This is a genomic window from Lacihabitans lacunae, from assembly GCF_042649125.1.
GTDB classification, from domain to species: Bacteria; Bacteroidota; Bacteroidia; order Cytophagales; family Spirosomataceae; genus Leadbetterella; species Leadbetterella lacunae.
This window is the reverse complement of record NZ_JBHRYQ010000001.1, coordinates 283419-310210: the sequence shown is the minus strand read 5'-3', so window position 1 is coordinate 310210 and position 26792 is coordinate 283419. Positions and strand designations below refer to the sequence as shown.

Sequence of the window (26792 nt, the reverse complement as noted above, 5' to 3'; positions counted from 1 at the left end):
CCGATTGCGGTTTTGGAAAATACAACATGCAATCGGTATTGAAGAATGACTATAAAACTGAAAACCTCTAAACGAAGGAGTTTTTGTTTTTTACCAAAAGGGTATCCAAGGTCTGAATCACGAAATAAACAAACGTAACTAATAATATGTAAACAAAATTTGCACTTAGACTTTCAAGTAAAAAGACATTCGAAGATTTTTTTAGATAAAAAATGGTCCCGAAAATGACGCCACACATCAGCACAAAAAACAAGGAATGAGTCGCGTACATCCATATTTTGGCTTTCACTTCTTCCTGCTTTTCTATGGTCTCTACCACTTCCTGAGCAAAAAACACATCGATGTCTAATTCTGGCTTAACTGAAAGCTCCTCAAAAATCATTTCGTATATTTTTTGATCTTTGGGGTCAAAAGCTGCATGTTCAAATTCAGCTTGTTCCTTTAATAAATCACTTATATTTTTTTTCTGTTTCATACCCATTCTTCTTTAAAGTTTAATTCCAAATCTTCCTTGAGTAGCTTTCTCGCTCTAAAAATGTAGTTTTTTACGGTGCCTTCCGGCATTTGACAAATATCCCCTATTTCTTTATAGTCAAACTCGTCCAGATGATACAGCACCAAAACCCTTCTGTAATGCTCAGGCAATCGGGCTATCGCATTTTTTAGGTGAAAAGAAATGTCGTTCTTATGCGTATTATCAAACGGATTATCGTCGCTTTTTAGTGTGGTGGCGTGTATTTCGTCTAACCTATCTGCGGTGGTGTATCTGTTTTCTTTTTTGAGATAATTTACGGTTTCGCTATAGGTTATTTTACCAATCCAAGTAGAAAGTTTAGACTCAAATTTAAACTTCGAAATATTCCGATAAACCTTAATAAAAACTTCCTGTGCGATATCTTTTGCTATATCAGGATTGTCGGTTAGCTTGTATACAATATAAAACACCATACGCTCATATTGCTTCACGAGGCTCTTAAAAGCCGCCTGATTGCCTTCCAATACCAACGAAACCACGTGTTTTTCTTCTAACATATTGCATTAGACAATGACCTCCACCAATATGTTGCAAGGTGAGAAATAATTTTTGGAAAAATAAACGGCCCCAATTTACTCCATAAAAATAATACCAACTGCTTTGCAACATTTTTCAAAGTTAGTTTGTCTACTGCCCAAAACATTTAAACCAGAAAACAAAATGATAGATTTAACAACCGTATTAGTAGTAGCATCCATTTTTGGGAGTTTATTATTGTTCACCATGACAATCACTAACTTCTTTTTGAAACGAAAAATGATAGACAGCAAGCAGCTAGATCCAGAGAGCCTTTCGCTAATCTCGAAAAATTTTACAAGTTTCAAATTTGATAACCTCAAATGGGGCCTCATCTTATTATTTGGCGGAATAGGATTTATGCTAATCGCCCATTTGCCACATTTTTTGAGAGAAGACTCAGTACTGCCCATCGGCGTAGAAATGGTGATGGTAGCTTTTGGCTTTTTAACATACTATTTTTTAGTAAAAAACAAGGTGGATTAAAAACAGTATCACCAGAAAACTAAAAGGAAAGGAGCCTAAGTGCCCTTTCCTTTTTTTTTTGTTTTAAAAATTGAATTATCCCAAACGAAACATTTAAACATTGCTCAACTTATTTTCTTCCAAAACTTCAACAGCCATATTGGTTTGGAAACTAAAAACTGCTGTATCTTGTATGTAAAGCAATACTTTTAAAACAAACTCAGAAAAATCGGCATGAAGTCCTTCGAAAAAACACTGGAAGTTAGGTGGTCAGACTGTGACCCAAACAGACACGTAACACACTCAAAATATTACGATTACGGTGCACATTGCAGGGTAAGTTTCTTCATAGAGTCCGGCTTTAATTCAGAAAAAATGGCGGAATTGCAGATTGGGCCAATCCTGTTTAAAGAAGAATGTACGTTCATAAAAGAACTTAAGATACAAGACACCGTGCGTGTAAATATACTAAAAGGAGAGATTTCGGAAGATGGAGGTAGGTGGACGGTACACCACGAAATTTTTAATCAAAATGGCGATAAATGTGCCCACATTACCGCAAAAGGAGCTTGGATGAACTTAGAACTCCGCAAGCTTACCCTACCACCGGCTGAATTAACTGCAGCATTTCAATCATTACCAAGTGGCGAATATTATGAATACAAAAGCAAAAAGTTGGGTTGAGATAAAGCTTTTGAGGATTAATTACTCGAAAAATGATTCTAAATTCATACACAAATTATATAATTGACCCATGAAACCCGAAAGCGAAATTGTTACTAAAATATTTGAAAGCGAAAATTTAACACCTTTTGAAGTAAACCTAGTCTGTGATAGTTTTGAGAAAATAAGCGTCAAAAAAGGAGATATTTTATTACAAGCACATGATCAAGTAAATTTTGAATATTATGTTCAAACTGGATGTTTACGCACCTACTTTATTGACCCTTCGGGCAAAGAGCACACCTTGCAGTTTGCCATAAACGATTGGTGGATAAGCGACTACACGGCATATTTCACAGAAGGCAAAGCGATGATGTTTATCGAATGCATACAAGACGCCACCTTATATAAAGTATCACACACACAAATGGAGCAGCTTTATGCCCAAATACCTAAAGTAGAAACATTTTTTAGAAGGAAAATGGAGCGGGCTTTCGCTAGTTTTCAAAAACGGATATTAGCTACACTTTCACAAACGGCCACTCAGCGTTATATAAGCTTCATTGAAACCTATCCAAACATCGAGCAGATAGTTAAAAACTACCACATCGCTTCCTTTTTGGGGATAACCACTGAAAGCCTCAGCAGAATTAGAAAAGAAATTTCACAATAATCGTTTCTTACCATACATCAATTTTTCCTGATTTTCTTCGCCTTAGTTTTGTGTCATAATTAAAAACAACATTTATTGAAAGTCGCAATTGTAATGGCCATGGCCTTGGGTTTGTTTTCGTTTACAAATCCTCAAGAAAATAGTTACAACACTCAAAAACAAACTAAAATGAAAAAAGTACTTTTTGTATTAACCAGCCACGACGAACTAGGAAACACCGGACATAAAACCGGATTTTGGGTAGAAGAATTTGCCGCTCCTTTTTATTATTTAAAAGACAACGGTATTGAAATCACAATCGCTTCTCCAAAAGGAGGACAGCCCCCGATTGACCCTAAAAGCTCAGCCCCTGAGTCTCAAACACCTGCTACTGTTAGATTTTATGCAGACAATGAAACCCAAGCACAATTGGCAAAAACCTTAAAACTAGCAGATGTAAATCAGGCAGACTATGACGCAGTGTTTTATCCGGGCGGACACGGACCACTTTGGGACCTTGCCGAAGACAAAAACTCAATTGCCCTCATCGAGGCATTTTATGCTCACGGAAAGCCAGTTGGAGCCGTATGTCATGCACCTGCAATCTTTAAACATACCAAAAAAGCAGACGGAACGCCGCTTGTGAAAGGTCAAAAAGTAACAGGATTTACTAACACAGAGGAAGAGGCTGTTCAACTTACCAACGTAGTACCTTTCTTGGTAGAAGATATGCTAAAAGCTAATGGTGGCATTTATTCTAAAAAAGCAGACTGGAACCCGTATGCAGTTGAAAACGAACTGATTATAACGGGACAAAATCCTGCATCGTCTGAACTAGTAGCTGAATTGTTACTAAAAAAATTGAAGTAAGTTTGGATTGAAATTCGATATGGCCTGTTTCGTTTATTTACGAAATGGGCCTTTTTTTTACTATTTTTTAATTCTTAAATTGAATTAAATACTAAAAATAATTCCTAATTATTCTCTTTTACAATGCCAGGCTATTAATTTTGAGGAATAATAGCAGAGTACTCAATTTGGATTTGGGCTCTATTCAAATTATGAAAGAAAAACAGACCCAAATAAATGACACACCACAACAAATCGCTATAAAAGCGACCTATCTCAGCATAGTTGGAAATTTCGCTTTGGCTATCATAAAAGGTATCGCGGGTATTTTGGGTAATTCTTATGCTTTAATTGCAGATTCAATAGAATCTACCACAGATATTTTCTCTTCATTTTTAGTATTATTTGGGTTAAAATACGCTAATAGACCTGCCGATGAAAATCATCCTTACGGCCACGGAAGAGCTGAACCACTTATTACGTTTTTGGTCGTAGGCTTTCTGATAACCTCCGCTACAGTTATAGCCTATGAGAGCATTTTAAATATTCAAACACCCCACGAAATACCCAAACCATGGACACTTCTGGTGCTTGCTCCTCTTATTATTTGGAAAGAAATATCGTATCAATTGGTATCAAAAAAAGCCAAAGAAACTAACAGCAGTGCCCTTAAAGCAGACGCTTGGCACCATAGAAGCGACGCCATTACTTCTATTGCGGCAATTATTGGAATTTCTATTGCGGTTTATTTTGGAAAAGGTTACGAAACCGCCGACGACTGGGCGGCACTATTCGCTTCAGGATTTTTACTTTATAACAGCTATTTGATATTTAGACCGGCTCTCGGCGAAATAATGGATGAACACCTGTATGACGACCTTTTAGAAGAAATCCGAGCAGTCTCAACCACTGTTGAGGGAGTTTTAGACACAGAAAAATGCTACATCAGAAAAGCCGGCATGACCTATCATGTAGACCTGCACGCCATAGTAGACGCCCATATTTCGGTAAAAGAAGGCCACCAAATTTCACATGATTTAAAAGACACCCTCAAACTAAAGTTTCCGCAGTTGGGGCAGGTTTTGATTCATATCGAACCTAATTGATTTTGTTTTTTTCAATTAAAATAAAATACTTTTATTTTAGCCCAAGAAGCTTTTTGCAATAGTAAAATCGTTTAATACCATCCTGCACATCTCTTCAAAAAAAAGGACCTTTCTAGTCATCACTTTAAGGTTTTTTAATTACACTTAATCTTTCCCAAAATTGGAATATTCCAAAAATAAGACATCAATTTTCCTTCGAAAAAAAAGAAATAAAGTCTTGATTTAAAAATATTAATGAATTACTACACCGTTTAATAAGTATTTTATTAACAGAAAGATACATCGGTATAAATTTTGCTGCAAAAGTTAAAAATAGAATCTGTAAAAGTTAAAAAAAACTAAAGATAAACTCAGTCCTGAGAATTTGAAATTTTGAAAACTTTTTAGACCAAAACCCTTTTCCAAAAATGGTAATAACTAAAAATCTAATTCCTGAAAACGAGCAACAAAGACTTCAGGCTTTGCGTGACTACAATATCCTGGATACTTTCCCCGAAGGAAAATTCGATGATATCACAAAGCTTATCTCACAAATTTGCGAAGTGCCAATAGCTTACATTTCGCTCATCGATGCCAATCGTCAATGGTTTAAGTCGCGTGTGGGTTTGAGATTTGAGGAATTACCGAGAGATGTCTCTTTTAGCCAATACACACTTTTAGGCGAAGACATATTTGAGGTTTGTGATACCCATGAAAGTGAGATTTTCAGAGACAACCAATTGGTGTTAAACTCACCTTACATTAGATTTTACGCTGGCATGCCCTTAACTACACCCGAAGGCTACAACATAGGGGCTTTGGTAGTGGTAGACGAAGTGCCAAAAAAACTAACCGATGTACAAAGACTAGCTTTAAACACTTTGGCAAAGCATGTTATTACACATTTGGAATTAAGAAAGAAAAACTCAGAACTACTTGATGAGGTTTATGCCTTGTCTGAAACCGCAATAGAAAACGTAACGAGCGAGCTCAATAGTTATAAAATAGCCCTTGATGAAACTGCAGGCGTAATAATATCTGATAAAAACGGGCTAATTACATTTGTAAACGAAGAAACATGTAGGGCATCAAAATATTCAAGAGAGGAACTTATAGGAAAAGACAGCACCATTTTTGATTCTGGCTTCCACCCAGATGATTTTTTTGCCAATCTATGGGAAACCATCATGCAGGGCAAAATCTGGAAAGGTAAAATTAACAATCAAGCCAAAGACGGCACTTACTATTGGTCAGACACTATCGTGGTGCCTTTTTTAGATAAAAATAATGAGCCTTTAAAGTTCATCTCTATAAAAAGAGATATAACAAAGCAGATATTTGAAGAAAACAGGCTGGATAAGTTTTTTGACTTATCGATAGACTATTTCTGCTTGGCAAATACGAAAGGCTATTTTGAAAAAATAAGTAATGTTTTCTCAAAAGAATTGGGTTTTTCTAATGATGAATTACTTTCAAGACCTTTCTTTGATTTTATACACGAAGAGGACTTAGAAAAAACGCAATTAGAAATTCAGAATCTGGGTTTAGGAATACCGACTATAAATTTTGAAACACGATTTAAATGTAAAGACGGCAGCTATAAACTTCTCAGCTGGCACGCCTCTGCCGATAAAGAATCGGGGATGCTATATGCAACCGCAAGAGACATATCGCTAATGAGAGCCATAGACGAGGAAAACAAAAGGCTTTCGTTAGTGGCTAAAAAAACAGATAACATTGTAATAATCACAGACAAATACCGGAAAGTAGAATGGGTAAATAAGGCCTGTGAAACCAAAACAGGTTATACTTTAGAAGAGTTTATTGGCACAAGCCCGGGCAAATTAGTTCAATACGAAGACACTGACCCACAAACCATTAACAAAATTAGGGAGTGCTTAGAACAAAATATACCATTTAAAGGAGAAATTAAAAATAGAAGTAAAAATGGCACTAAATATTGGCTTGAACTCGGCATTAGCCCAGTTTTTAATGAAGAAGGTGAAGTAAAAAACTTTATTTCTATTGGCTCTGATATAACTGAGAAGAAAGAAAAAATCCTACAGATAAATACTTTGATGGAAACCCAAATTGCGATATTTAATGGGGTAAGCCATGCGGTAATGTTTACAAGTTTAACAGGAAAGATTGTCAGAACAAACAAGGCATGCTTAAACTTATTGGGATACACTGAGGCAGAGATTTTAAATAACATGAATCTCACTGATTTTCATTTACAAGAAGAAATTTATACTCGTGCTAATGAACTAACTAAAGAATTAAATCGAGAAATAACACCCGACTTTATGACTTTGGCTGCAAAAACTTGCGAAAAAGAAGGTGCCGAAGCCAATGAATGGACATACGTTACAAAATCTGGAAAACATATTCCAGTTTGGGTGAGTATCACTTGTATAAAAAACACCAAAGGTGAACCAATTGGATTCTTTAGTGCGGCAGAAGACTATACGCAAAAGAAACAAGCTGAGCTGGATTTGCTAAACGCCAAAAACATGGCTGTTCAGGCAGCTGAAGTAAAAGACAGTTTCTTGGCAAATATGAGTCATGAAATCAGAACCCCTTTGAATGCCATTATTGGTTTTACGGAACTATTGACGCAGCAAGACCTTCCCGATACTATATGTGAGTATGTGGATCATATTCACGTGGCGGGAGACAATTTGCTAAATATCATAAATGACATATTAGATACATCAAAAATAGAATCTGGTCAGTTGGTTATAGAAAGTCAGCCGTTTAGTCTAAAAGTTACCTTAAAACACGTTTATGATCTACTAAAAAATAAAGCAACAAACAAAAACCTCGATTTCAATTTGCTTCTAGACGCCGACATGCCAGAATATGTAATGGGCGACAAAGGCCGACTAAACCAAATAATGATGAATTTGGCTGGAAACTCACTTAAGTTTACAGAGGAAGGAGAAGTTACTATTTCAGTTAAAAAAGTAGAAGAAGCCGAAGAAACAGTTTCACTTAGATTCTCTGTAAAAGATACTGGAATAGGAATACCGGAAGACAAGCAAGTTGCTATTTTTGAAAGATTTAGGCAAGCTGAAGAAAGTACTACTCGCAAATTTGGAGGTACGGGTTTAGGGTTAAATATTGTCAAACAGTTGATAGAGCTCCAAAAAGGGGAAATTCAAGTCAATAGTACATTGGGCAAAGGCTCTGAATTCTTTTTTGTGCTCACGTTTCCAAAAGTCAAGTCAGAAGTAGAGGCAAGGCAAACCGAGAGCTTTAAACCTACGAAACCAAGTAGAAGCTTATCGGTGCTACTTTGTGAAGACAACAGAATGAATCAGCTATTAGCAGCCAAGGTGATTGAAAACTTCGGTTTTGAGTTAGATATCGCAAACAATGGACAAGAAGGCATAGACCTTTTGGTTAAGAAAAAATACGACCTCGTATTAATGGACCTTCAGATGCCAGTAAAAGATGGGTATCAAGCAACCACATTTATACGTCAGGAGCTCAAAATGGACATCCCAATTATTGCAATGACGGCTCACTCTCTAGTAGGTGAACAAACCAAATGTTTTGATCTCGGCATGAATGCTTATGTAGCAAAACCATTTAAACAAAAAGAATTGATTGATAAAATAAAGGAAGTATGTGATCTGACGTAATCAGTTAAAGGCGATTTTCCAGAAACTGGATTTTTTTCTTGAAATCAAATCATATAAATCGAACTTCAGAATGGCCAAAGAATCGAACTCTTTGGTCATTTTTTTTTACCTCAATTAATACCACCAATTCTGTAATCTATAAAAATTATAGACATAAAGGCATTTTAGAGGCATTTATGAAGGCAAATAGTCAATATATAAAGAATTCTTTCAACCAAATATAAATGCATCTGAAATGGCAATTAGAAGAAAAATGGACAAAATGAATGAATGTGTATTTTGAAAGAAGAGTAAGAAAAATGGAGTTTGTGTGTATGCTTTTAGGGTCTCAACAATCATTCCGAGAAATATAAAAATGAATTATTTCTGAATTAAACTTAACAAACGGTAGCATTGGCTTCAATATAGTTTTATCGACAGAATTACTGGTTTTGGCATGGATTTTTCACCTTTTGATACTAAATGATTGTGAATTATAAGACTTTTCAGGAGACAAATCTTTCCCAAGGTGTAATCCCCAAAAAAATATACTAAACAGAAACTAACCAATTACTTAAAGTATCTATGACAAATTTTGTGCGTCCGTTATTTGTACCAAAATACAAAGACAATTTAAATTTCAAACATGTTAGACTGGTAGAAAACAACACCGGAAATACTTATGTAAAAACAGGAAGTCCAGAAAATTTTAAAAAATACAACAACCAAGATGAAATACACGTGTACGATGATTTGATTTTTTCTTTAAATGCTAGAAAAAATGAAATCAAAAACCTAATGGGTCAAAATACTTCTATCACGTATTCTTTCCCTAAAAACGGAATCGTGATACCTTGCTACAACGAACACGATAGACTAGAAACTGAGCAGTTTAAAACATTTATAGAATCCCACCCCGACTACCTGTTATGTTTTGTAAACGATGGTAGCTCAGACGGAACACTAAGTGTACTAAACAAACTAAGAATAGCTTACAAAGAACAAGTAATAGTAGTAGACTGCCTAAAAAACAAAGGCAAAGCCGAAGCTGTAAGAGCGGGTATAAACTACATAAAAAGATATACTAGAATAGAGCATTTCGGCTTTTTAGATGCTGATTTGTCTACGGACTTCGAAGATCTTAAAAATCTGGTTTACACGATAGAAAAATCTGAATTTGGAATCGTGAGCGGCTCTAGAATAGAAAGAATGGGGGCAAATATTCAAAGAAAATCGTCGAGAAGCGTGATTAGCAAAAGCATAAATATGATGATAAACACGATTTTGAAACTAAACTTTCAAGACACGCAGTGTGGAGCCAAAGTAATGACACGCCAAATTATAAACCAGACTTTTGCGAAGCCATTTAAAACCAAATGGTTATTTGATGTAGAGATATTCCAAAGAATGAATGCGAGTTTTGGACTAGAAAGATCTTCGAGTATGATATGTGAGCAACCGCTCAAAAGGTGGATTCACAGAGATGGTTCAAACTTGGGATTCAAAGACTCACTAAAAATATTTAAAGAATTAGTAAAAATAGCGTTTAACAAATAATGCCTTTCGCCTATGACGACAACAATACTTTAACATAAAAACGTAAAAGATAAGCACCATCTATTGCGTAGATAAAAACGGAAAAAGCCTTCGAAAATAATATTCGAAGGCTTTTTGTTTGTTCCGAAATCAAGAGATTTAATTCCAACCTCCCCCCAGTGCCTGGTACACATTTACCCAGGCATTCATTTGAGCTTTTTTAGTTTCTATTAAATCAAACTTAGACTCTAGTGCGTCTCTTTGCGTTAGCAAAACCTCCATATAGTCTGCACGAGCCGAACTAAATAATCGGTTTGAAATATCAATGGATTGCGTAAGAGCATCTACCTGCTGGCTTTTTAAATCAAAACTACTTTTGAGGTTATTGATTTTTGCCATTTGATTTACCACTTCGAGGTAGGCACTCAAAACCGTTCTTTCGTAATCATACACCGCCTGAGTTTGCATAGCGTTGGCATTAAAATAGGTCGCCTTAATTGCGTTTTTATTAATCCATGGTCCCATCATGTCTCCTGCAATATTAGAAAGGATAGACTGCGGCAACTTAGCAAAATACAGTGGATTAAAGGCCTGAAGACCTATACCTGCCGAAAGACCTAATGAAGGATAAAAATTAGCTCTTGCTATCTCTACGTCTATTTTAGCCGCTTGCAGCCTTAGCTCTGCTTGTTTTACATCCGGTCTGTTTTGAATCAATTGAGCCGGCACCCCTACTTTTGCTATTTCGGTCACTATATCGGTTAACCCTGCCTTGTTTCTATCTACAGTTTTTGGAAACCTACCTACCAAGAAGTTAATCCTGTTTTCGGTTTCGATGATGTTCTGCTGAATTTCAAACTGCATACTTCTGGTTTTAAATACCTCTGCCTCGAACCTTTTCACGGCCAACTCCGTGACCCTAGCTGCTTCTTTTTGAAGTCTCACTATTTGAAGAGCATTTGACTGTATCTCCACGTTTTGTTTTACTATCTCAAGCTGATTATCCAAGGCAAGGAGCTCATAATATGAATTGGCGATTTCGGCTATCAGGTGCGTTACCATAAAGTTTTTACCCTCTACAGAACCCAAATAACGAGCCACGGCGGCTTTCCTGCCATTACGTAATTTGTGCCAAATATCTACTTCCCATCTGGCATACGCCCCAAACTGAAAGTCAGGGAGCGGATCTGGCATTTCTCTGCCTGGCTTCATTTCGGTATTAGCCTCCATGGCACCTCTAGACGTATATCTGGCTACTTTGTCAAGACCTGCACCGCCGCCAATATTTACAAAAGGCTTGTATTCCCCTTGCTTGGCCATAATCTCATTTTTAGAGATTTCTATCTCCTGCATTATGATATTTAACTCCTGATTATTTATCAAAGCAGTATCTATCAGTGCACTCAAATACGGATCTTTAAAGTAATTTTGCCACTTCAAAGCCGCTGAATTAGTGGTATCTTTTGATGCATTAAAACTGCTCGGAATATACTTATTTGCATCTTTGCTAACTATCTCGGGTGCTTTACATGCGTTAAACACCAAGGTACTAAAGCTAAAGAATATTATTATTTTTGATATTTTCATTTCTCTTAAATTTTAGTCTTCTTTATCTGTTAAACCCAACAATTTTTTCAGTTTAGCATTGGCATTCTTGATGTCTTCAAGAACCGAACTACGTTCTTCTGAATCTCTCACAAATTTCTCAGACAATGACTCCTCGTCCTCATCTTTAATCAAGTGTTTACCATCAGCAAGTGTACCAAAAATATAGTACAAACCAGGAATGATAACCACACCGATGAGCGTTCCGAACAACATACCACCCATTGCAGATCCACCAATAGTACGATTACCAATAGCACCTGCCCCATGTGCCATTACCAAAGGTATAAGTCCCGCCACAAAAGCAAACGAAGTCATCAAAATTGGTCTAAACCTCACCTTAGCACCTTCTATCGCTGCCTCAAAAACGGTGAAACCTTGCTGGCGTTTTTGAACGGCAAATTCCACAATCAACACGGCGTTTTTACCGAGGAGACCCACAAGCATGATTAATCCTACTTGAGCATACACGTCATTGGCCAAGCCCATGAGCTTAAGCAAAAGGAATGAACCAAATATTCCGACCGGAAGCGAAAATATAACCGCAAGTGGCAATAAGAAACTCTCGTACTGAGCTGCTAAAACCAAATAAACGAAAATCAAAACAACCAAGAAAACGTAAATAGACTCATTTCCTCTAATTGATTCATCATACGAAAGTCCCTCCCAGGCAATATCATAGCCTTTTGGCAGCGTTTCTTTGGCTACTGTTTTTATAGCTGCAATGGCATCTCCTGTGGTATAACCTTTGGCAGGCAAACCTTGAATAGAGGCCGAGTTATACATGTTATATCTCGTAATCTCGTTTGGACCTTGTTTCTTTATTATTTTCATAAATGAAGAATAGGGCACCATTTCACCGTGGTCATTTTTTACAAAAAGATTCAAAACATCAGTAGGTAGCCTCCTAAATTCGGGTGCAGCCTGCACATACACTTTAAAGAACCTTCCGAACCTAATGAAACCCTGCTCGTAGGTGCTACCAATCAAAATATTGAGATTTTCCATGGCTTTACCGATAGAAACGCCTTTTTGCATAGCCGCCTGATTGTCTATCTCAAGTTCGTATTGCGGATAGTTTGCTGCAAAAAATGTAAACAGCCCCGAAAGCTCTTTTCTTTTGCCCAATTCCGCCATAAAGGCTTTGTTTATCTTATCAAACTCTTGGTAGTCAGTAGAAGTAGTTTTATCCAAAAGACGCATAGAGAAACCGCCCGAAGAACCAAAGCCCGGTACGGCTGGCGGCTCAAAATACTCGATAATGGCACCCAAATCTTTTGATTTTTCTTCTAATTCTTCTATCACCTCATGAACGGTATGCTCTCTGTCTTCCCAAGGTTTAAGGTTAATCAAACACGTTCCTGCATTTGAACCTCTACCTTCGGTCATGATTTCGTAACCCGCAAGTGACGAAACTGACTCTACACCCTCTACGTCCTCACATATTTTCTGTAATTCTCTTGAAACCTGATTGGTCCGCTCCAAAGTAGCTCCCGGAGGAGTTTGAATAATGGCATAAATAGTACCCTGGTCTTCGCCCGGAATAAAACCAGAAGGAAGTATTTTATTGACAAACACAATACCCAATCCAAACACAAACAAAATCACGAACGTGAGCAATCGTTTGTTTACAATAAGCCTTAAAATACTTACATAACGACCCGTAAGTTTATCAAAACCTTGATTAAACTTATCAATGGCCCAGTCTATTGGTGATTTTTTCTTGGGTTTACCGTGATTATTTTTCAAAATCATGCCACACAAAACCGGTGTTAACGTTAATGCTACTACCGCTGAAAGTATAATAGCACTGGCCATGGTGATAGAGAACTGGCGGTAGAATGTACCGACTGGCCCAGACATAAACGCAATAGGTAAAAACACCGAAACCATAACCAAGGTGATGGCTATAATGGCACCGCTGATTTCACCCATTACTTTCTTGACAGCGTTATACGGAGAAAGGTGTTCTTCTTCCATCTTGGCATGGACGGCCTCCACCACCACGATGGCGTCATCGACCACGATACCGATAGCCAAAACCAATGCAAAGAGTGTGATAAGGTTAATGGACAAGCCAAAAAGCTGCATCACAAAAAACGCCCCGATGAGCGAAACCGGAACCGCAATAATGGGAATAATAGTAGATCGCCAGTCTCCCAAAAAGAGGAACACCACCAAGGCCACCAGAATAAATGCATCTCTAAGTGTATGCGTAACCTGCTCTACCGAAGCATCTAAAAACTTAGAAACGTCATACGAAATCTTGTAGTCAACTCCTGGAGGGAAATTAACCTTCATTTCTTCCAGTTTGCTTTTTACATCTGCTATTACCTCGGTGGCATTACTACCGAAGTTTTGTTTTAAGACAATTGCCGCAGACGGATGCCCATCAAGATTGGAATATATATCAAAAAACTCACTACCCAATTCTACTTTCCCTATGTCTTTTAGTTTAATGCTCTCTCCATTAGGATTGGCTCTGATAATCACATCTTCGTATTCTTCTGGCTTACTAAATCTACCTTTGTAGGTCAATACATACTCCAATGACTGAGCCTGAATACCCGAACTTTGACCCAACCTGCCCGGGCGGCCGATGATACTCTGCTCTGCCAACGATGCCATAACCTCCTCAGCAGAAATACTATACGCTCGCATGCGGTCTGGGTTTAACCAGACACGCATGGCGTATTGCCTACTCCCCAAAATCTGTGTTCTTGCTACTCCGTGTATCCTGTTAATTTCAGGAATCATATTTATACTGGCATAGTTATACAAAAACTTCTCATCTAAGTTTTTGTCTTTACTGTAGAGGTTCACATACATCAACATACTCGGCTGTATGGGCGTTATTACCACCCCTTCTCTCTGAACCAAATCAGGCAAAAGTGGCATAACTTGATCCACTCTGGTTTTTACCCGTATTACTGCCTGATTGGGGTCTGTGCCGGGTTCAAAAATTATACGCAACGTGGCCTCACCCGCACTGGTGGCATCTGTGGCCATATATCTCACATCTTGAACACCGTTGATGGCATTCTCTAGGGTAATCAAAGTCGACTTAACTAAAACGTCTGCACTAGCACCCGGATACGCAATAAAAATATTGACGGTAGTGGGGGCAATTTCGGGAAACTGGGCGGTGGGCAATTGTTTTATTGCCAAGGATCCGGTGAATATTATGATTACAGAAATCACAATGGCCAACACCGGCCTGTGTATTATATTACTAAACATATTTTTATTTTTTTAGGGATTAACTCATTCAGCATAAAGACTTAAATTCGAAATCACTTTTGCAGGCTCTTCGAAATCAAACTTGATTTTTTGATTTTCTTTTACTTTACGTAATCCCTCTAACAAAATCTTATCTCCAATTTGTAACCCACTTGATACCGCATATAAATGTGGCATTTCGGCTGCTATTGTGATATTTCTAGAATGAAGCACATTGTTTTTATCTAAAACATATACATATATTTTATCCAAAACCTCAAATGTAGATTTCTGAGGAATCAGCATGGCATTTTTTAGCGGAATAGTAACTTGAATATTTCCTGTTTCGCCATGTCTTAGCAGTCCTTTTGGATTAGGAAAAGTAGCTCTAAAGGCTATGTTACCCGTTTCGTTGTTAAAATCCGCCTCGATGGTCTTCACGACACCTGGGTATTCGAAAATCTCATTGTTAGCCATTAACAAATTCACCTTTAACATGTTATCGTTTGCTGCGTGTTGTTTTAAGTTCAAATATTCAGCCTCAGGAACATTAAAGTACACCCACATTTGGTTATTGTCAGATAGCGTAGTCAGCAAGTCGCCTTCGTCTACCAAACTACCGAGCCTTACTTGAAAATGGTCCATGATGCCACTGAAAGGGGCTCTAATTTCGGTGAATCCCAAATGAACTTGTGCCAAAGATTGCTCTGCTTTGGCTTTATCAAATTTTGCTTTTGCTAATGCCAATTCGTTTTTTGAAACGATATTAGTTGAAGCCAAAGACTTTGTGTTTTCATATTCTATTTCAGCATAATTTGCCTCAGCTACTGCTTTTTGCAGCTCCGCTTTGTATAGGGCAGGCATAATCTGAAACATCAGTTGGCCCTTTTTAACAAATTGACCTTCGTCCACGTAAATGTTTTGTAAGTAACCTTTTTCTAAAGCCCTAAGCTCAATGTGCTGTATGGAATGAATCTGACTCACATACGATTTGGTGACGGTCGTGTCTCTAAGAATTGGACTTGTTACCAAAAACGTCTCTTCTTCTTTAGCTTTTTCTTTTTCTGAATGGCAGGCTGTCGCAAACAATAGAGCAGACATGCTCATGGCCATGAGTACTTTGTTCATAATAAAATGATTTTTTATAAAAATTAGAAATATAGAGGTAGGCCGAAACGCAACGTTTTCCTTTAGGTTTTTAGAACCTAAATAGATTAAACGAGCATCGACAAAAAGGACTTTCAGACTTTGATAAAAGTCAGGTTAGAAACAATCAAATTCTATACACTTCGTGGAGTATATAGCTTTTGGTTTTTGAAAAAAAATGGGTATTTATTTGAGGAGCAGGCCCACTCAAATGATATAAATGAACTACTAAAGCCGAAAATACAAAGATAGAACCTTGGGCAGGATACTCTTTTTGTAAATTAAAATTCGTTGTAGTTTCTCTTTCTTCTTCCTCGGTTTCTTCCACATCCAAGACAAAAACACTTTGGGTGAGTTCGTAATGTGCAAGTGATAAACTGTGAAAGTGGTTATGAACAAGATTTTGAGAAGTAGTCTCAGTTTGCGGTGCTGTGTTCTCAATCTGAAAACCACTAATTCCATCCGTAGCCTTGTGAGCTTGTACTTGCGAAAGCACACCCAAAAGGCAGAGCAGAATGAAAAATTGGTTTTTTATTGATTTCAGCATAAGGTCCGAAAGTAAAAGAGAGTATTTTAAACAGACAAAAGATAAATTAGATAAATCAAATAAAAGTTCGGATTACTTTTAAAACCAAAATAAATTCTTGAAATATTACCAATGAATTTTTCAAAAAATGATTTTTATCATAATTCAACGCCTTGCTATTCCCCAAAAATTTGAGATTCAATTTCACATTATTATTCAATTATTTATTTAAATTGTAATTACTGTCAAACGGGTAAAAAAATAGAAAATAAATCTTTACATCGCCCTGCACTGTTTGAGCACTGTTAAAATTCTTTTGGGAGGTATATTTTATTAGAACATTGACAACAAGAATTTTAATTGTGCGAGTTTGCAGGGTGCAGTTTTTTTTGCTCCGTTTTTTTTCGAAAAAAAATGGAGGCCCCGCTGGCAGGCGACCCAGTAAATGAAAGGGGGGTGTTTTTCAAAATGTTTAAAAAAATGGCTTCAATGATAAGTTTAAGCTATGTTTTCTTTAAAAATAAAAGTTAAACGTTTGACAGTAAATTGTAATTACTCAACTATATTTTTGCAACATTTTTATTGTAAAAAAAATACCTCCGAAAAAGATAATTTAGCTTTGGCATCCAAACATTAGTAAATTTGACTTATTAACATATTCTTGGCTTCGGCCAACAAGCAAACATGAGCTATAACATTCTTTTACTTGAAGACGACGCCATTCTTTCAAAAGAAATAAGCACGTTTCTAACAAACAATGCTTACAACTGTGACTGTGTGTACGATGGCTCTTTGGTAAAAAGTCAGTTTAAACTGAAAGAATATGACCTCGTAATATTAGACATTAATGTACCGGGGCAAAACGGCACAGAAGTATGCAAAGAACTGAGAGAGAATGACACCAAAATTCCTATTTTGATGCTTACCGCCTTTGGCGAAGTTGAAGATAAAGTATTGGCTTTCAATGCCGGAGCAGACGACTACTTGGTAAAACCGTTTCACTTCGAAGAGCTTTTAGTGAGAATAAAATCGCTTTTTAGAAGAAAAGAAGTACCTCAAGCCAAAACCAATATTATAAAAATAGATGACCTCCAGATAGATAACGACGAGATGAAGGTCAGCAGAAATAACATTGAGATAAGCCTAAGTCCGAAGGAATTTAAACTGCTAAACATCCTCGCCAAAGCTAACGGCAGGGTGCTATCTAAAAGCCAGATTGCTGACGAACTTTGGGACTACCACATAGAAACCAACCAAAACACAATAGAGGTTTATATTAATTTTTTAAGAAAAAAAATAGAGAAAGATTTTGGTAAAAAGCTCATTCACACCAAAATAGGTTACGGATATTATTTAAAATTAGAAGATTAAAAACATGTCTTTAAGAAATAAGATCTCGTTAATAATTTCATTACTGTTTACCATTATTTTTGGTATCTCTGCTTCTGTTATTTACTTCTTATTTGACGATTTTCGTACCGAAGAATTTGAAAGTAGGCTTAATGAAAAAGCGATGTCTTCTATCAAACTTTTGGTAGAAGTAGAGCAGATTGACCGCCAGCTTCTGAAAATAATCGACCAAAATGATATCAACAAACTTTACGAAGAGAAAACCCTCATTTTTGACCAAGACTACAACTTAATTTACAGCTCACTAGACGACACTGAAGTAAAATGGACCTTGGATGATCTGAAATTTTTAAAGAAAAATAAATCGTTTTTTAAGAGAGACAAAGAGCAAGAAATCTATGGTGTGTTTTATGATACTAATAACAAAGATTTTTATGCGTTGGTGTCTGCCAAAGACAATTACGGCAAACGAAAACTAGAATACTTACTCGTAATACTAATTATAACCTACATCATATTCACTATAGTTTGTTGGGTTATTACCTACTTTTTAGTGGCCCGACTTTTAACTCCTATTCACGTTTTTTTAAATAAAATAAAAGGAATAAACGAAAATAACCTCGACACCAGAATAGCCGTAAAAGACCAAAAAGACGAAATAGATTTGCTGGCTAACGAGTTTAATCAAATGTTGGAACGAATTGATGTTTCTTACAAAAAACAAAAGGAATTTACCGCAAATGCCTCGCATGAGTTTAGAACGCCCATTGCCCGGATATCTGTACAGTTAGAAAATAAAATAATAGCCGCAAAACTAGAAGGAACTACAACCAAGTTTTATGAATCGCTGCTTGAGGAAATAAACCAACTTTCGGAGCTGATCAGTTCATTGCTTTTGCTTTCGAAACTGGATTTAGAAACCAACAAATACCTAGAAGAATGCCGTGTAGATGAGCTAATTTTTGAGGCTTTAGAAAACATAAATAAGATTTACCCAGACTTTAAACTTGACCTTGATATCTTAAATGTGGAGACTTTAGACGTCAGAGGAAACAAATCTTTGCTCATAATAGCATTTAATAATTTATTTAAAAACGCCTATTTATACTCCGAAAATAAGCAAGCGAGTGTCAAAATAGAATCAAACGAAAAGGAACTTAAAGTTTGGATTTCTAACAATGGCCCTTCGCTATCTGACGAGGAACAAAGCACACTCTTCCAGCCATTTATGCGGGGACAAAACGCAAAATCAAAATCGGGCCTGGGTATAGGCTTGCGTATCGTACAGCGGATTCTTATTCAGCACAATGCCAGTATTTTCTATTTTTCAAATACCCAGACATCAAACAATTTCCTCTTAACTTTTGAGCTTTAAGGTGTTTTTAAGTCCATATTTAAGCCGCCTTAAAGATTCACAAACGCATTTTTGCACGCTGAAAAAACATTTCAAAAGTGCAAATGAAAAAAAACATCGTTCTATTTTTAATTTTATCCACCTCTTTAAGTTTCGCACAAAAAACGCTTACCCTAAAAGAAGCTGAAGAGGAACTACAAAAAAACAACCTGCTGCTTTTAGCAGAACAATACAACATCCCGATAGCTGAAGCAGCCGTAATCCAAGCCAAAATATGGGAATTACCCTATGTGTCTGGTGAGTTTAATGCCATAAACCCGCAAAACAAAAGCGTGCTTAGCGTAGGAGGAAAAGGTCAGAAAGGCCTTGCCGTACAGCAACTCATATATTTAGGAGGAAAAAAGAAAAACGAGGTTGCTTTTGCCAAGTCTAACATCGGAATAGCCCAACTTCAGTTTGAGCAGCTTATCAGAAATCTTAAGTATGAGTTAGCCCAAACTTTTTATGAAGTTTACTACGACAACCAAAAAATAACGGCCATAGAAAACCAACTAGCCAAGCTCGAGACCCTTTATGGTTATTATGAAAAACAGGTGAGTAATGGAAACATTCCCCTTAAAGAAGTGGTGCGACTCCAAAGTTTGATTCTTGACCTTAAAAATGAGAAAAATGCCCTCTTAACAAGCACCATAGAGGCTCAGCAAACACTGGCTTTGCTCACCGGTGTAACCGAAACCATAGTACCCTCGGTAAATGAAATCCAGCTGGTTTCGAAATTCCAAAACACGGAAGTATCTAAAGACAGCATACTGGCTTACGCCCTACAAAACAACCTCGATTACCTAACCGCCAAGAAAATTTCGGAGAGTCAGGAATTGCTTTTGCAATGGCAAAGATCACTCAATACGCCTGATCTAACCGCAGGCTTAGCTTATGACCAGCGTGGTGGAGCTTTCCAAAATCAAATAAACCTCACGTTTGGCATGCCGATACCGCTTTGGAACAAAAACAAAGGAAATATTAAAATAGTGGAAACACAGGTGAAGCAAACTCAGGCAAATATCGAATACAAGAAATTTGAACTTGAAACCAAAGTAGACGCATACTGGAAGCTGTATGTAATGAACCAAAACCAGCTCAATAGTATACAGCAGTCTACCACAAAAAACCTCGAGGCGGTATATGATGGTGTGGTTTCTAATTTTCAAAAAAGAAACATTTCTATGCTTGAGTTTACCGACTTTATGGAAAGTTACAACCAAACTACTTTGCAGATAAACGAAATAAAAAAAGGCTGGATTTTGGCCAGCATCAGTTTGAACTATATCACTAACAAAGAAATATTTTAAGAAAATGAGAATCTATATAATTATCGGTCTTTTATACCTTACCGCTGCCTGTAAAACAGAAAAAAAGGAAGAAACAGTACAGGAGACTTTTGTATTGAGCGACAAAATGTTGGCCTCAACCAAAACTGACTTAGCCAAAGAATTGCCTCTTAAAAACGAGCTTAATTTTTATGGGAAAATAACGGCAGACAACAACAAAATGATCGAGATATTTCCGATTGTAGGAGGAAACGTAACCAAAGTATATGTGGAATTGGGCGATTACGTAAAAAAAGGACAGCTGCTAGCAACCATCAGAAGTACCGAAGTGGCGGGTTTTGAGAAAGATCTAGACGATGCCAAAAACGACTTATTGGTAGCAAAAAATAGTCTAAAAGTAGCACAAGAACTTTACGAAGGCAAACTAAGCCCTGAGAGAGATGTGGTGGAAGCTAAGAGCCATTTTGACAAGGCACAGTCACAGCTGCACAGAATTCAGGAAACGTATAAAATTTATAACATCAAAGGCGGAGCCACTTTTGAGGTTCGTTCGCCGCTGAGTGGTTTTATAATCCAAAAAAACATAAATGCTGACATGCTACTTAGAAGCGACAAGTCAGACAACATCTTCGATATAGCCGAAATAGATGACGTATGGGCCATAGCAAACGTAAACGAGAGCGACATAAACCAAGTAAAATTGGGTATTGACGCTGCCGTGAGCACATTGAGTTATCCTGACAAAAAGTTTTATGGCCGAGTAGACAAAATCTTTAACATCATCGACCCTGAAACCAAGGCCATGAAAGTTAGAATTAAGCTTTCTAACAAAGATTTTTTACTAAAACCAGAAATGAGAGCCACCATAAAACTCTCATATAACGAAAACACGTCGATGATATCGGTGCCTTCGCAGGCCGTAATTTTTGATAAAAGCAAAAGCTACGTGATGATATTTAAAGACCGCAACAACATAGAAACCAGACAGGTGGAAGTGTTTAGACAAGTAGGCGATGTGACGTATATAACTTCTGGCCTTGCCATTGGCGAAAAGGTAATCACCGAAAATCAATTGCTAATTTACGACGCCCTAAACGATTGATTAAAAGATGAATAAGTTCATAAAAAACATAATTGCTTTTTCTTTAAAGAATAAGCCTTTCACCTTCTTTTGGGTAGGTGCATTGGTGATATCAGGTGTGGTGGCATTTAAAAATATGCCAATCGAAGCCTTTCCTGATGTAACCAACACACAGATAATAATTGTAACCGAATGGAACGGCCGAAGTGCCGAAGAAATTGAGCGTTTCGTGACTACTCCGGTAGAAATAGCCATGAACTCGGTTCAGAAAAAAACGAGCGTAAGGAGCATCACCATGTTTGGTCTTTCGGTCATTAAAATCATTTTCGACGATGGCGTTGAAGACTTTTTTGCGAGACAACAGGTAAACAATCAGCTCGCCACCATATCGCTCCCTGATGGCGTAAGTCCGGATGTGCAACCCCCATACGGACCTACGGGTGAGGTGTTTAGATATACCCTAAAAAGCCCAAAAAGAGATTCAAAGGAATTGCTCACAATACAAAACTGGGTGATTGACCGCCAACTGAGAGCAGTGCCAGGTGTGGCTGACTTGGTGGCTTTTGGTGGACAAGAAAAAACCTATGAAGTAAGCGTAGATCCTAACCGACTAGCCAAATATGACATTACGCCGCTGCAAGTTTATGAGGCCGTAAGTCAGAGCAATATCAACGTAGGCGGTGACGTAATTGAGAAAAACGGACAAGCTTATGTAGTCCGTGGTGTGGGTCTTTTGGGCAGCCAAGCCGACATAGAAAACATAATAGTAGACGAAGCAGGCGGAAACCCAATATTGGTCAAAAACCTCGCCGACGTCTTTGAAAGCTCAATGCCTCGTGTGGGTCAAGTGGGCCTAAACGACAACGACGACGTGGTGGAAGGCATAGTGGTGATGCGAAAAGGCGAAAACCCGAAGGAAGTATTAGGCAGAATAAAAGAAAAAATAGCGGACCTAAACGAACACGTATTGCCAAAAGACGTAGAAATGGTTACGTTTTATGATCGTGACAACCTCATGAACTTTACGACCACCACTGTTATGCATAATATGCTAGAGGGTATCTTGTTTGTGACGGTTATCGTTTTTTTGTTTATGGCAGACTGGCGAACCACCGTTACGGTGTCCATCATTATTCCATTATCTTTGCTTTTTGCATTTTTGTGTTTAAAACTAAAAGGCATGAGTGCCAATTTGCTATCGTTGGGGGCGGTTGACTTCGGCATCATCATAGACGGTGCCGTAGTTATGGTGGAAGGGATATTTGTGACCCTAGACCACATAGCTCACAAAAGAGGTATGGAAAAATATAACAAACTGGCCATAGCCGGGGTAATAAAAAAGACTGGAACGGAGCTCGGGAAAGCTATATTCTTTTCAAAATTGATTATTATAACGGCCCTTTTGCCCATTTTTGCTTTTCAAAAAGTAGAAGGAAAGATGTTCTCTCCCCTAGCCTACACTTTGGGTTTTGCATTGTTGGGAGCTCTTATTTTCACTTTGACTTTGGTTCCTGTTCTTTGCCATATTTTCTTAAATAAAAATGTACGCGAAAAGAACAATCCGTTTGTAAACTTTTGGAACAGACTCGTAGAAAAAGGATTCACTTGGACTTTCAAACACAAACGTAAAACCTTGGCCGTTACCCTCGTAATTATCTCACTGGCAATATTTTCAGCAAAGTTTTTGGGTACCGAATTTTTACCTCAACTAAACGAAGGTGCCCTTTGGGTAGAAGCTAAGTTTCCTATGAGCCAAAGTTTGCCTGAGACCGTTAAGAAAACGGCAATTTTGAGAAAAGAACTTCAAAAATTTGAGGAAGTAAACGGCGTACTTAGCCAAGTAGGCCGAAGCAACGACGGTACCGACCCAAGTGGTTTTTATTACGTACAAATGCAGGTAAATCTCAAACACCAAGAAGAATGGAAGCGTAAAATAAGCATGGACGACCTCGTGAGAGAAATGGACGATTCCCTGTCGAAATACCAAGGGATTGGCTTTAACTATTCGCAGCCCATCATAGACAACGTAGCCGAAAGTGTGGCCGGAATAAATGCCTCAAATGCGGTGAAAATTTATGGCGACGACCTCGAAGAGCTTGATAAAATAGCCAACAAGGTTATCAAACAAATAGAACACGTAGACGGCATCAAAGACGTAGGTATACTTAGAAACGTGGGCCAGCCCGAAGTGAGCGTAGTGCTAGACAGAGAAAAAATGGCGGCATTTGGAATAAAAGTGGCCGACGCCCAAGCGGTGTTAGAAATGGCATTCGGAGGAAAAACTGCAACCCAAAAATATGAAGGTGAGAAAAAATTTGATATCCGAGTAAGGTACCAAAAACAATACCGAGAAGACGAGCAAGACATAGGAAACCTAAAGGTGCCAACCATAGACGGCAACAAGTTTCCACTTAAAGAGATTGCGACCATCAAAAAACTAACGGGTCCGGCATTCATTTACCGCGACAACACCAAAAGATTCATTGGCGTTAAGTTTTCGGTGCGTGACCGTGACCTTGGAAGTACAATAGCCGAGGCTCAAAAAAACGTAGCTAAAAACATAGATTTGCCACAAGGCTACAGCGTAGGTTGGACCGGAGAATTTGAAAATCAGGTGCGTGCCACAGGTACTTTAGGGCAGATGGTACCGATTAGTTTAGCGGGAATATTCGTTTTACTTTTCATAATGTTTGGCAATGTAAAAGACTCACTACTAGTACTTACCAACGTGCCTTTCGCTATCATAGGAGGTATCGCGGCTTTACACATCACAGGTACTAACTTTGGTATTTCTGGCGGAGTCGGGTTTATCGCTCTATTTGGTATTTGTATTCAAAATGGCGTTTTACTGATTTCAGAATTTCATACTAATATTAAGCAAAAACTTACACTAGACACGGCAATTTTAGAAGCTGTAAAAGTAAGAACACGCCCAGTAGTAATGACCGCATTAATGGCCTCAATCGGGCTATTGCCAGCAGCTATTAGTACGGGCATAGGCTCAGAGTCACAGAAACCACTTGCGATAGTAATCATTGGCGGCCTAATAACAGCCACCATACTTACGTTATTGGTGTTTCCTATCATCTTCTGGATTTTCTACAGGTCAAAATTCAGAGCGATAGAATAAAAACTTATCTATTCAGCTAGGATAGTAAGGGGTTATAATAAGTCTAAAAACCAACTTGAGGATGCTTGAGTTGGTTTTTTTAAAAAAAAAACGATACATTACTTTCAAAACAGTAATGTATCGTAGAATTTATTTCAAACCAAATTTCTATTTACTTCAATCGCAATCTAATTTCAGATAAAGTTTGATCTAAAAGTAATTTTCCATCTCTAAAAACCTCTTTGAGTTCGCCTTGTTCCTCTTCATTCCAAGTAACTTGATCGGTTAGAACATATGTTTCATTTGCTAAATCTATCCTCATAAGACCTTTTGCTGATTTTTTAGTTCCATCATCTGTTATAGGGTCTTTGAAGATTTCCCTACCTTCCCCATTTACTTCACCATAGGTGGCTTTCATTGCGAATCCAAAAGTATCTCTAGTATTATACTGATATGTATATGAACCTATACCTAAAACTACATTTGTGGATGAAAATCCTTTTAGTTTAAGTCGTTCACAAATTTGAGTTGCTCTATCAACTGTAATACTATCTCCATAAATTGCTCCTATATGAGAATCCAACTCTTTGAATCCTTTAGAGTTAACTGAACCACCAAAAGTTTCCCAGAGTAATTCGATTACCCCCTTCCTTTCATTTTCATTAATACCATTTGGATTGCCACAAATAATATCAACCGGGTCGCCACTGTCAGGTCTAATCACCACTTTGCCATTTCTATTCAATATTTCATTTTTCAATTCTGGCATGTAAACAGTTAGAACCTTCCATAAGTCCCAAGTGTCAGATACGATAGAGACTATTCCTTTCGGATATACTTCACAAATCAACCTTCTGAAAGTTCCAATTTCATCCTCAATTGTTCCCATACACATTACACTATGCTCAGTTGCGGAAACTGAACCTCCAATTAATTCATTGTTTGAATTAGCATTATAATAATGCTCTAAAAAACTAATAGCGGGAATAGTATCTGTACCGCTAAAGCTCAATAAGTGACCACAAGCTGAAATTAAACTAGCCTCAATACCAGCCATACCTCTCATTGAAAAATCATGACCTTGCCAATCTACAAACTCAGGAACTGATGAGGTTTCATTTGCAAATTTATCTAACACTTTTCTATATTGTTTTGCAATAGTTGCAGAAGTGCAAGGCATCCAAACTACAGCAGAAACCAAAGTTTCGAAATAATTTGTTAACCAAAAAAACTCCGGCAAGGTATTGTACATCGTAAACATTGGTATCCTAATTGGTACACACGCCCCTTCTGGTAATGCTTTTATCACCATTGGTATATACCCTAAGTCATGAAGATCTTCAATATGTTTTGTACCAACTTGATTCTCCCCTAAGTAATTATTGATTAATCGACTATATTCTGCAACAACTTTTTCCTTGGGCTGATTAAAAAAATGAGTTTCAAAATCTTCTAAAATGTACTTTTTAATAAAATATTGTAATCCAAAAAAAACAACTTTTTCCACACCTTCTATACGACTCTTTCTTGGAGTCCAATTTGAATAAACTAAGGTGGTTCCATCTGGATATTGTCTTCTATGGTCTACTTTGTAGCCATCTGTGAGTAGTAGTGGGTTCATTTCTTACTTATTTATAATTTTAATTTTTTGTCGGTACAAATAAAAATTCTCATCGTCAAAACACACAAATATTAGTTTGTCTATTTTTTCCTTGTCTATAAAACCTTTAATGGTTTGAATCACTATTTCCACAGCAATTTCTTTAGGAAAATGATAGACCCCTGTGCTTATATTTGGAAAGGCAATTGTTCTAATATTGTTTTTAATCGCAAGGTTCAAGCAACTCAAATAGCATTCCGCCAATAATTTCCGATTTTCTACACTTTCGCCATTCCAATATGGACCGACGGTATGAATAACAAATTTAGAAGGTAAATTTCCAGCAGGAGTAATCACCGCTTTTCCAATACTACAACCTCCTTGTTTATTCCTAATTTGTATACATTCTTCTAAAATTTGACTTCCCCCTTTTCTATGAATTGCTCCATCAACACCACCTCCACCTAATAGTGAAGAGTTTGCCGCATTTACTATAGCATCCACTTTTAAATCCGTAATATCACCTTTTATAACCTCTACTAACATA

The 26792-nt window shown here is 37.4% G+C and carries 20 protein-coding genes; 12 read left to right on the top strand and 8 right to left on the bottom strand.

The window, feature by feature from the left end:
- Window positions 1-67: 67 nt before the first annotated feature.
- Both ACFOOI_RS01150 and ACFOOI_RS01145 read right to left on the bottom strand, forming a co-directional pair.
- Complete coding sequence (locus ACFOOI_RS01150) at window positions 68-475, bottom strand: hypothetical protein (RefSeq protein ID WP_379834044.1); 408 nt, start codon at window positions 473-475, stop codon at window positions 68-70.
- A complete protein-coding gene (locus tag ACFOOI_RS01145) occupies window positions 472-1032 on the bottom strand; it encodes an RNA polymerase sigma factor (RefSeq protein WP_379834042.1) in 561 nt (186 codons plus the stop codon). Before ACFOOI_RS01145 ends, ACFOOI_RS01150 begins: the two co-directional genes overlap by 4 nt.
- A gap of 163 nt (window positions 1033-1195) precedes the next feature.
- On the opposite strand from ACFOOI_RS01145, the gene ACFOOI_RS01140 reads away from it, so the two are divergent.
- The 7 genes from ACFOOI_RS01140 to ACFOOI_RS01110 all read left to right on the top strand — a co-directional run bounded on the left by ACFOOI_RS01140 (window position 1196) and on the right by ACFOOI_RS01110 (window position 9948).
- A complete protein-coding gene (locus tag ACFOOI_RS01140) occupies window positions 1196-1537 on the top strand; it encodes a hypothetical protein (protein ID WP_379834040.1) in 342 nt (113 codons plus the stop codon).
- Between the two features lie 213 nt (window positions 1538-1750).
- Entirely contained in the window at window positions 1751-2200 is a 450-nt protein-coding gene (locus ACFOOI_RS01135; RefSeq protein WP_379834039.1) for an acyl-CoA thioesterase, read from the top strand.
- Between the two features lie 70 nt (window positions 2201-2270).
- Entirely contained in the window at window positions 2271-2852 is a 582-nt protein-coding gene (locus ACFOOI_RS01130; RefSeq protein WP_379834037.1) for a Crp/Fnr family transcriptional regulator, read from the top strand.
- 75 nt (window positions 2853-2927) lie between these two features.
- Window positions 2928-3701 (top strand): type 1 glutamine amidotransferase domain-containing protein, encoded by a 774-nt coding sequence (locus ACFOOI_RS01125; RefSeq protein ID WP_449274512.1) that lies wholly within the window; start codon window positions 2928-2930, stop codon window positions 3699-3701.
- 191 nt (window positions 3702-3892) lie between these two features.
- Window positions 3893-4786 carry a cation diffusion facilitator family transporter gene (locus tag ACFOOI_RS01120; protein WP_379834035.1) on the top strand — a complete coding sequence of 298 codons (894 nt, stop codon included), beginning with the start codon at window positions 3893-3895 and terminating at the stop codon, window positions 4784-4786.
- A 407-nt stretch (window positions 4787-5193) separates the two neighbouring features.
- Entirely contained in the window at window positions 5194-8412 is a 3219-nt protein-coding gene (locus ACFOOI_RS01115) for a PAS domain S-box protein (protein ID WP_379834033.1), read from the top strand.
- A 564-nt stretch (window positions 8413-8976) separates the two neighbouring features.
- Entirely contained in the window at window positions 8977-9948 is a 972-nt protein-coding gene (locus ACFOOI_RS01110) for a glycosyltransferase (protein WP_379834031.1), read from the top strand.
- Between the two features lie 138 nt (window positions 9949-10086).
- Here ACFOOI_RS01110 and ACFOOI_RS01105 read toward each other — a convergent pair whose 3' ends face one another.
- The 4 genes from ACFOOI_RS01105 to ACFOOI_RS01090 form a co-directional block, all read right to left on the bottom strand.
- The gene (locus tag ACFOOI_RS01105) at window positions 10087-11514 is read right to left on the bottom strand and encodes a TolC family protein (RefSeq protein WP_379834029.1); all 1428 of its coding nucleotides are present in this window, start codon (window positions 11512-11514) and stop codon (window positions 10087-10089) included.
- Window positions 11515-11526: 12 nt separating this feature from the next.
- The gene (locus ACFOOI_RS01100) at window positions 11527-14772 is read right to left on the bottom strand and encodes an efflux RND transporter permease subunit (RefSeq protein WP_379834027.1); all 3246 of its coding nucleotides are present in this window, start codon (window positions 14770-14772) and stop codon (window positions 11527-11529) included.
- Between the two features lie 24 nt (window positions 14773-14796).
- Window positions 14797-15879, bottom strand: coding sequence for an efflux RND transporter periplasmic adaptor subunit (locus tag ACFOOI_RS01095; RefSeq protein WP_379834025.1), 1083 nt, complete (start codon window positions 15877-15879; stop codon window positions 14797-14799).
- 145 nt (window positions 15880-16024) lie between these two features.
- Window positions 16025-16444 carry a hypothetical protein gene (locus ACFOOI_RS01090; protein ID WP_379834023.1) on the bottom strand — a complete coding sequence of 140 codons (420 nt, stop codon included), beginning with the start codon at window positions 16442-16444 and terminating at the stop codon, window positions 16025-16027.
- Between the two features lie 663 nt (window positions 16445-17107).
- Between ACFOOI_RS01090 and ACFOOI_RS01085 the strand changes: the two genes are divergently transcribed.
- The 5 genes from ACFOOI_RS01085 to ACFOOI_RS01065 all read left to right on the top strand — a co-directional run bounded on the left by ACFOOI_RS01085 (window position 17108) and on the right by ACFOOI_RS01065 (window position 24666).
- Window positions 17108-17794: a response regulator transcription factor gene (locus tag ACFOOI_RS01085; RefSeq protein ID WP_379834021.1), complete on the top strand. Its 687-nt coding sequence runs from the start codon at window positions 17108-17110 to the stop codon at window positions 17792-17794.
- A gap of 4 nt (window positions 17795-17798) precedes the next feature.
- Window positions 17799-19148 carry a sensor histidine kinase gene (locus tag ACFOOI_RS01080; protein WP_379834019.1) on the top strand — a complete coding sequence of 450 codons (1350 nt, stop codon included), beginning with the start codon at window positions 17799-17801 and terminating at the stop codon, window positions 19146-19148.
- 83 nt (window positions 19149-19231) lie between these two features.
- Window positions 19232-20476, top strand: coding sequence for a TolC family protein (locus ACFOOI_RS01075; RefSeq protein ID WP_379834016.1), 1245 nt, complete (start codon window positions 19232-19234; stop codon window positions 20474-20476).
- 4 nt (window positions 20477-20480) lie between these two features.
- Window positions 20481-21557: an efflux RND transporter periplasmic adaptor subunit gene (locus tag ACFOOI_RS01070; protein ID WP_379834014.1), complete on the top strand. Its 1077-nt coding sequence runs from the start codon at window positions 20481-20483 to the stop codon at window positions 21555-21557.
- 7 nt (window positions 21558-21564) lie between these two features.
- Entirely contained in the window at window positions 21565-24666 is a 3102-nt protein-coding gene (locus ACFOOI_RS01065; protein WP_379834011.1) for an efflux RND transporter permease subunit, read from the top strand.
- Window positions 24667-24817: 151 nt separating this feature from the next.
- Here ACFOOI_RS01065 and ACFOOI_RS01060 read toward each other — a convergent pair whose 3' ends face one another.
- Window positions 24818-26266 (bottom strand): nicotinate phosphoribosyltransferase, encoded by a 1449-nt coding sequence (locus ACFOOI_RS01060; RefSeq protein WP_379834008.1) that lies wholly within the window; start codon window positions 26264-26266, stop codon window positions 24818-24820.
- A gap of 3 nt (window positions 26267-26269) precedes the next feature.
- Window positions 26270-26791: an O-acetyl-ADP-ribose deacetylase gene (locus ACFOOI_RS01055; RefSeq protein WP_379834005.1), complete on the bottom strand. Its 522-nt coding sequence runs from the start codon at window positions 26789-26791 to the stop codon at window positions 26270-26272.
- Between the last annotated feature and the right edge of the window lies 1 nt (window position 26792).